Source organism: Pseudomonas sp. P4_C8 (assembly GCF_056401975.1).
Window position 1 is genome coordinate 47,959 of sequence record NZ_JBFUIH010000058.1, and the last position, 6,643, is coordinate 54,601.

General features: G+C 54.9%; 7 protein-coding genes and 1 pseudogene. 2 read left to right on the forward strand and 6 right to left on the reverse strand.

Features of this window, described 5'->3' with window-relative positions; translation table 11 throughout:
• Window positions 1-91 precede the first annotated feature (91 nt).
• Both AC1DWM_RS26580 and AC1DWM_RS26585 read left to right on the forward strand, forming a co-directional pair.
• On the forward strand, window positions 92-1,075 hold the full coding sequence (locus AC1DWM_RS26580; RefSeq protein ID WP_477796558.1) for a DUF4238 domain-containing protein: 984 nt from the start codon (window positions 92-94) through the stop codon (window positions 1,073-1,075).
• Between the two features lie 101 nt (window positions 1,076-1,176).
• The gene (locus AC1DWM_RS26585) at window positions 1,177-1,605 is read left to right on the forward strand and encodes a HEPN family nuclease (protein WP_477796559.1); all 429 of its coding nucleotides are present in this window, start codon (window positions 1,177-1,179) and stop codon (window positions 1,603-1,605) included.
• A 253-nt stretch (window positions 1,606-1,858) separates the two neighbouring features.
• Here AC1DWM_RS26585 and AC1DWM_RS26590 read toward each other — a convergent pair whose 3' ends face one another.
• From AC1DWM_RS26590 to AC1DWM_RS26615, 6 genes and pseudogenes are all read right to left on the reverse strand, one after another.
• Entirely contained in the window at window positions 1,859-2,905 is a 1,047-nt protein-coding gene (locus tag AC1DWM_RS26590) for a hypothetical protein (protein WP_477796560.1), read from the reverse strand.
• 96 nt (window positions 2,906-3,001) lie between these two features.
• Entirely contained in the window at window positions 3,002-3,796 is a 795-nt protein-coding gene (locus tag AC1DWM_RS26595) for a DNA adenine methylase (RefSeq protein WP_477796561.1), read from the reverse strand.
• 202 nt (window positions 3,797-3,998) lie between these two features.
• Window positions 3,999-5,033, reverse strand: a complete 1,035-nt coding sequence (locus AC1DWM_RS26600) for a phage late control D family protein (RefSeq protein WP_477796562.1) — start codon at window positions 5,031-5,033, stop codon at window positions 3,999-4,001.
• Window positions 5,034-5,085: 52 nt separating this feature from the next.
• Window positions 5,086-5,292 (reverse strand): tail protein X, encoded by a 207-nt coding sequence (locus AC1DWM_RS26605; protein WP_057716592.1) that lies wholly within the window; start codon window positions 5,290-5,292, stop codon window positions 5,086-5,088.
• The gene (locus AC1DWM_RS26610; protein ID WP_477796563.1) at window positions 5,267-6,124 is read right to left on the reverse strand and encodes a phage tail protein; all 858 of its coding nucleotides are present in this window, start codon (window positions 6,122-6,124) and stop codon (window positions 5,267-5,269) included. Before AC1DWM_RS26610 ends, AC1DWM_RS26605 begins: the two co-directional genes overlap by 26 nt.
• A gap of 9 nt (window positions 6,125-6,133) precedes the next feature.
• A pseudogene (locus tag AC1DWM_RS26615) lies at window positions 6,134-6,643 on the reverse strand (phage tail tape measure protein); the annotation flags it as partial.

Genomic DNA, 6,643 nt, shown 5'->3' on the forward strand with positions numbered 1-6,643 from the left:
CAATGGATTGACTTACTACACACCTATTCTGCTGCATTGCCAGTGTTAGGATAGGTCCAGCATAAAGGCGAAGGACAGGAAATCAGCGAACATGGGAAAGAAGCAACAGAATGATAAAAAGCGGCATCACTTCGTGCCCAAAGCCTACCTAAAGGCCTTCTGTAACGAGAACGGCCGTGTGTGGGTTTACCGCAAGGACAACCCTCAGCAACCTCGCCCTGAGAGTCCAGACTCCACCCAGTTCAGGAACTATTACTACTCACAGCCGAGGCCCGATGGTGGCCAAGACAACAACGCACTTGAGGACTTCTTTTGCACAATCGAGAGTGGTTGGCCAGAAACGGTTGCGAAACTTCGCGCCAACAAGGATATAAATGATCAGCTATCCAACCTTTTCGAGTTCATGTCACTTCAACGGGCGCGTGTACCAGCCGCAAGAGACCTCACCGAGGGTATCGATGCGCAGTTCGTCAAAAGTCAGTTGATATCGATGCAAGCCAGAGGGGAACTCCCTACGCCTCCTCCAGGCTTTGAAGATCTACCAAACACGGTGGAAGTCGCCATTGACCCGCATCGTAGTATCCACGCGATGGTCGACATGTTCCAAGGTATGGGTGCTCTGTATGATGTGATCGGACTTTCCGTAGTACACAACAAAACCAGCCGGCCCTTCCTTACCAGCGATAACCCTGTCATCTGGTTCGACCCGTCCATCACCTTCGAACAACAGTTGCCCTACACTGTGAATCTACCCCAAGGTCCAGTAGCCTTGATCTTCCCCATCAGCCCTCACCTAGCAATCGTCGGCGACACCGCATTCGCACAGAGCTACGCTAAGGAGGGATTGTTGATAGCCGAGATCGACGACGAAGAGCTGATTAAAGCAATAAACGAGCAAATCTGCCGTTTCGCCTACGAGTCCATTCTGGCTTCAGCGCAGGGCCAAGAAGATCTGATTCTCAAACACGCTGAGTGTTCTCCTGTCCTGGAATCTAAGGAAATCCGCGGGTGGAACGGTTCAATAACAGTCCATCAGCAGGTGTTCGGAAAGAGACACACGAAGCCTAAGTGGTAGAAATCGCGTTCGGCGCTCTTTATCCGATACCCACCACGGAGCAGCCGAGATGGTGCATAAAAATTCACCGCAAATGTGCGAACTACATGGAGGAAGGCTGCATGAGTTACTTCAACAATTTTGAAAGACTTTTCATGCAAAGAAGCTTAGAGCTTGTTGATACATACGAGGGAGAGTATGAAACCACACAATTGCTGAACACTCTCATCGGACTTCTGTTTTTTCCGAACGAGAGAATGCAGGATCTAATCCCTGACAAGTCTCTTTTAGATCTAGAAGCCAGGGGTTTCAGACCAGACTGCATTGTCAATGCAGGAGCACACAAAATCCCACAAGAAATAAACCTGCGAGAATTAGTAAAGCGACTTAGAAACGCCGTTGCTCATTGCAAAGTCTCACCTTTCCCAAATGATCACCGGCCATGTGAAGGTTTTTTCTTCTTAGATAGAAATGACTTTGAGGCAAAGATCCCAGCAGATCAACTTAAAAACCTTTTGAGAGGACTTCTTGCCAACTTACTCAACCAATAACACATTAAGTTTGGCCAAAGTTTTTCAGCCCACTCAAAACTTAACAATGTAACCCTGAGATGGCCAGAATGGGAAATACCATCATTGGCGTGGCGAGAGAGAGCATAACAAAGCGATACATGTCGCTAGACACGTTTGAGAGCCGACAGAAACATTCGAGTGGTTCAAAGTGGATAAAGCTATCGGCAACGTAATAAATCAAGGGGTCGAATTAATCGTCCCCATCATTTCAGACGACTCGCGAAATATCCCCTCATGTTGCCTCTGAATTTACAGGATGGTTTTCATCATAACGAGCCCGCCCGTCAAGAACCATTGCAGCAATTTCTAACTCATGTAGACGTTCGATTTTTAATTCCCCAGCTAAAAGCCTCTGTCCTCCTAGAAATACTATCTCTTGACCTTCAGGTATTTCCATTCGGGGGACCCCGGAAAAATCGCACAAATTATCGTAAAAACTTCTTGCAAACCTGATAGCAGCAAGCACTTCGACCGTTGTCGTTCCGATCGTCAAAAAATCATACACACCTTCATCACATGAAGCGCTCCTAATCAGCACACCTTTAGATGCAAGATTGTTTGTAATCTCACGAATATGTAGTGATCGCGCAGCCAAGTAAATATGATTACAACCCTGCAAATAGCAGTCCAAATCACTAACACCTCTATCTTCGCGAGCTTCCAACACGTCTATTAAATATTTTGCCCCCTGAAGTATTCCTCTCTCAACACTTTTAAATTTTTCTTGATTGGCCACAGGCCAGCCTTTCTCGGGCGTACCGTTAAAAAATCGCACGTGCAGTACAGGATGCAGATCATATTTAAATTCGAGCACTCCCAAATACTCAACAGGATTCATAGCAGAAAAGTATGATATAAGCTCCTTTCTATGAGTATAAAACGCATCAAGATTATTTTTAAAGCTGACAACCTCGATCTGCTTTGCAGTCTGCTGCGTCGAGTGAAACTTTGAAATCAAGCCTGCCAAAGGAAGAGCAAGAGACATTACAGCCAAAGGCAAAATACTAATTTCTATAAATTTTTTATATCCATCCGATGACATTTCAAATTCATAGCTTGGCCACTCCCACAAACCTAAAGAAATTGCTACAGCTAGAGGCACGATAACCACCAACCAGAGCCAACCCTGATGAACCAGCCCCTTACTAGTGTCCAGACGAAATACGGAGCTCAGTCTCCCACTACCCCATTCCCCTTCACCAGCGAACGAAGCAACAATCAATACCGACACAGTAACTGGAATCAAGATTGTTAAAAAAAGCCAAATACCACCCGTCATACACCCCCCACTAAACAAACAAAAACCTAACTACCCAGAAAAGTGTATTTTCTTACCACCCTTCCTAACTATAATACTCAACTAACAGCCGATATGTTAGAACAATCCTCCCAACGCTGCCGGCTCCCAGTTCATGATCACCAACTCTCCGCTCACCTCAGCCTTACCTTGCCGTTGGTTAGTATTAGAGTAGCGAATGTCCAGGATTTCAAAGTGAAAACCTTCGAACACCCGACGGATGTCCGGGTGGTCGTTGATGCTGACCATCACCCGGCCCTTGCAGCGGCGCATGAAGTCGGCCATCCGTTCGTAATTTTCAAATGGAAAGTCCACCCCATACCCTGCGGTCTGCCAGTACGGCGGGTCCATGTAGTGGAAGGTATGGGCACGGTCGTAGCGTTCGGCACATTCCAACCAGGGCAAGTTTTCCACGTAGGTGCCGGACAGACGCTGCCAGGCGGCCGAGAGGTTTTCTTCGATGCGCAGCAGGTTAATGGCCGGACCTGTGGTCGCGGTACCAAAGGTCTGTCCGGAGACCTTGCCGGCAAAGGCATGATGCTGCAGGTAGAAAAATCGGGCGGCGCGCTGAATGTCGGTGAGGGTTTCGACGCGGGTCATCTTCTGCCACTCGAACACCTGCCGTGAGCTGAGCGCCCATTTGAATTGGCGCACAAACTCTTCGAGGTGGTTTTGCACCACACGGTACAGCGTCACTAGATCGCCGTTGATGTCGTTGAGCACTTCGACGGGCGCCGCCTGGGGTCGCATGAAGTACAGTGCGGCGCCGCCGGCAAAGACTTCGACGTAGCATTCATGAGGTGGGAAAAGCGGAATGAGACGATCGGCCAGACGGCGTTTGCCGCCCATCCAAGGGATGATAGGTGAAGACATAGATAGCAAGACCTTTACTGTATAAATAAACAGGTGTTAGGCTCGCTCCGCTTTGTGCACAGAGCAGGAGCCTTGGCGGGACTTGCAGGGACAATCTGCGGGGACAGTGGCCAGGCGGGATGTTGACGCATCCAGTCTGGCCGCTCCTTTTACTTCGGGGCTGAAACCTCTTCGACTTACGGCTGATCACCCTCCCGGGTTATCAACCGGGCACTTCAAGCACGACTTTCTCAGGCTTCCCTGATGCCCTGGCCTTGCCCTCCTTGCCACCATTGCACTCCACCGACACCGTCCACCCGGACGGGGTGAAGGTGTGATCGACCGACTCCACCAGGTAATCGCCATCGAGCCCGCGCTTGAAGCCTTGCGCCTCGATCATGCATTCGGCAAACAGGTCGGTCCGGCCCGGCAGGTCGAGGCGCACCGAGGCGGTGGATCGATTGAACGCCGCCAGACGGGCCTTCGCCGCCTCGTCGGCCGCGGTTTTGTCCGGGTAGAGATGGCGATCGGTGTGCACTGGCGGCAGCCCTTCCGGCACATTAGGGTTGTCCAGGTGCGAGACCTGCAATTCCCCGCTGGCCGGGTCCTGGTACTGGGTGCTGACACCTTGATGGGTGCTGCGGTCGCTCAAGCGAAACTGCCAGCGGGTGACGTCGCTGCGCGACAGGGTGATGACAGCCAAGGCCTGGCCACTGGCGCTCTGCCCGCCCTGACGCGGCAAAACCAACAACTTGCCGTCGGCCACCTTGGCCGTGCAGTCGTGTTTTTTCGCCACGCGGGTGATGAAGTTGAAGTCGGATTCATTGAGCTGGTCCATGCGCGGCACCCGGGTGTCGACCGGGCACGACGGCTGCCAGCCGTTGCGTACGGCCACGTCGCCAACGATCTGCGCCAGGCTGACGTCCTCCCAACTGCCGCTGCGCGTGGTCTTGCCACTGCCGCGCATGTCGCTGGCCTTGCCGCTGATCACCAGTGTGTCCGGTGGGCCGGAGACGGCCACTTCGTCCACGGTGTAGCGGCCCATGCGCGTCAGGTCGGCGCCGGCGTAGCCCAGGTAGACCTCGATGCTCGCGCCACGCACGGGCAGCGACACAGCGCCATCGCGGTCATCGATGCGCAGTTCAAACGAATCGGAGGCCATCCCGGGCCGGTCGGACAGCTGCAGCGAAACCAGCCGGTCATTGATCAGGGCGCTGATGTCGGCGCCGTCGGCGACGATACGAAAAAGCGGTTGCATAGTGGTATCCCAGACAAGAAAAAGCCCGCACTGGGCGGGCCGGGTAACGGGATCAATCCCACAACGATATGACGCTGTCCGTCTCCACCACCAGGTCTGGCAATGTGATCAGCACGCCGGCCCGGAACGGTTGCGGCTCATCGGCCAAGCCCTGATTGGCCGCCAGCACCGCCTCGACGCTGCGGTTCAGGTGGCCGTAATAGTGGTGGCACAGGGTGTCGAGCAGATCCCCGTCAGCTGTTCTGCAAGTCATCGCCATAACGGACAAACTCCAATGAAAAGCCTTGCTTGCGCGGAATCGCCCCAGGCAGCAAGGCGCTTTGTTCCTCGTCGATAGTGGTCAGGCACCAGTTACCCAGCACCTCGCCGTAACCGGTGGTCAGGTTCAGCGGCAGCAACTTGGCGCCGATGCTGCGCAGCGTATCCAGTTGCTTCAAGCCGCCTTTGTAGCTCGGGTAGATCGCGCCCTTGATGGTGATTTTCTCCTCGCCCAGACTCACCGCCTGTTGCGCCGGCCGGCGGGTCAGACGTTCCTGCGCGGCCCAACGAAACGTGGTCTGCCGTCGCAGTTCATCGAAGGCGGCGGTGTCCAGGTTGAAGTAATACGGCCGCTCGTTGGCCTTGAGCGGGTAAATGATCAGCAGGTGCGGGAACGGCTTCACCGCGTCCGGGATCGGCGTCATGTCGCCAGCAAACCATTCCGTGGGGAAGATGTTGCCCAGCGCGGCATTGGCCTTGCCGGCCACCTTGTTGAACGCCGCGCCAAAGCGGCCAATCTGTTCGGTCAGCGCGGAAAAGTGCTCCTCAAACTGGGCCAGCGCGCGCTGGGTCTGGTTGTAGAAGCTGGCCACCTTGCCGATCTTGGCCTGCGCCGAGTTGATTGCACTTTGCAGACGCCGGGTCTTGTCGCTCAGGTCCTCGCTGAGAAAGGGCAAGCCTTCCAGCGCATCGGCCGCCCCGCTGATTTCATTGAGCGCGCCATTCATGGGCCCGGTCATCGACTCGAGGTCAGTGCGGCCGGCTTCACCGGCGTCGACCATGTACTTCAGCCCGCCCTGCAAGTGTTGCAGGTAGGTTTTTTCATCCGACATAACATTTCCTCAACCCACATGGGGCGCATCAAACAACTGGCGGGCGCGCGCCTCCCGGGCGAAGTCCTCAAACTGGCGCTGCAAGTGCGGCATCAACGCTTGGGCCAACTGCGCCGGGTCTTTCACATCGCCCTGCACGGTAATGACCGGGGCCGGGGCGAAGGTGAATTGCTGATCGACCTTCGGCCATTCGGGTGTCTTGGCCGCCGTAGTCGACATCAATGCCGCCGCCGTGACCGGCGCGACGGGGGCGTTGTCCATCGAGCGTACGACCGCGCCAACGCCCTGGCCGGCGGCCATGGGCAAGATGCCGATCGGCGCTTTGGCCGGCGTGTCCGGCCCGCCAAATAACGCCTTGCCCATGGTCGCGCCCAGCTCACCGCCGCCCCACGCGCCGAGCATGCCGCCGATCACTCCGCCAATCGCGGTTCCAATCAGCGGGATGACCGAACCGATGGCCGCACCGGCTGCTGCACCGGCCAAACCACCGGCAAGYCCGCCCGCCGCCTCGCCGTAGCC

Coding starts and splice junctions, on each gene's coding strand:
- AC1DWM_RS26580 (WP_477796558.1), top strand. CDS start 92: ATGGGAAAGAAGCAACAGAATGATAAAAAGCGGCATCACTTCGTGCCC.
- AC1DWM_RS26610 (WP_477796563.1), bottom strand. CDS start 6,124: ATGTCGGATGAAAAAACCTACCTGCAACACTTGCAGGGCGGGCTGAAG.
- AC1DWM_RS26590 (WP_477796560.1), bottom strand. CDS start 2,905: ATGACGGGTGGTATTTGGCTTTTTTTAACAATCTTGATTCCAGTTACT.
- AC1DWM_RS26600 (WP_477796562.1), bottom strand. CDS start 5,033: ATGCAACCGCTTTTTCGTATCGTCGCCGACGGCGCCGACATCAGCGCC.
- AC1DWM_RS26605 (WP_057716592.1), bottom strand. CDS start 5,292: ATGGCGATGACTTGCAGAACAGCTGACGGGGATCTGCTCGACACCCTG.
- AC1DWM_RS26585 (WP_477796559.1), top strand. CDS start 1,177: ATGAGTTACTTCAACAATTTTGAAAGACTTTTCATGCAAAGAAGCTTA.
- AC1DWM_RS26595 (WP_477796561.1), bottom strand. CDS start 3,796: ATGTCTTCACCTATCATCCCTTGGATGGGCGGCAAACGCCGTCTGGCC.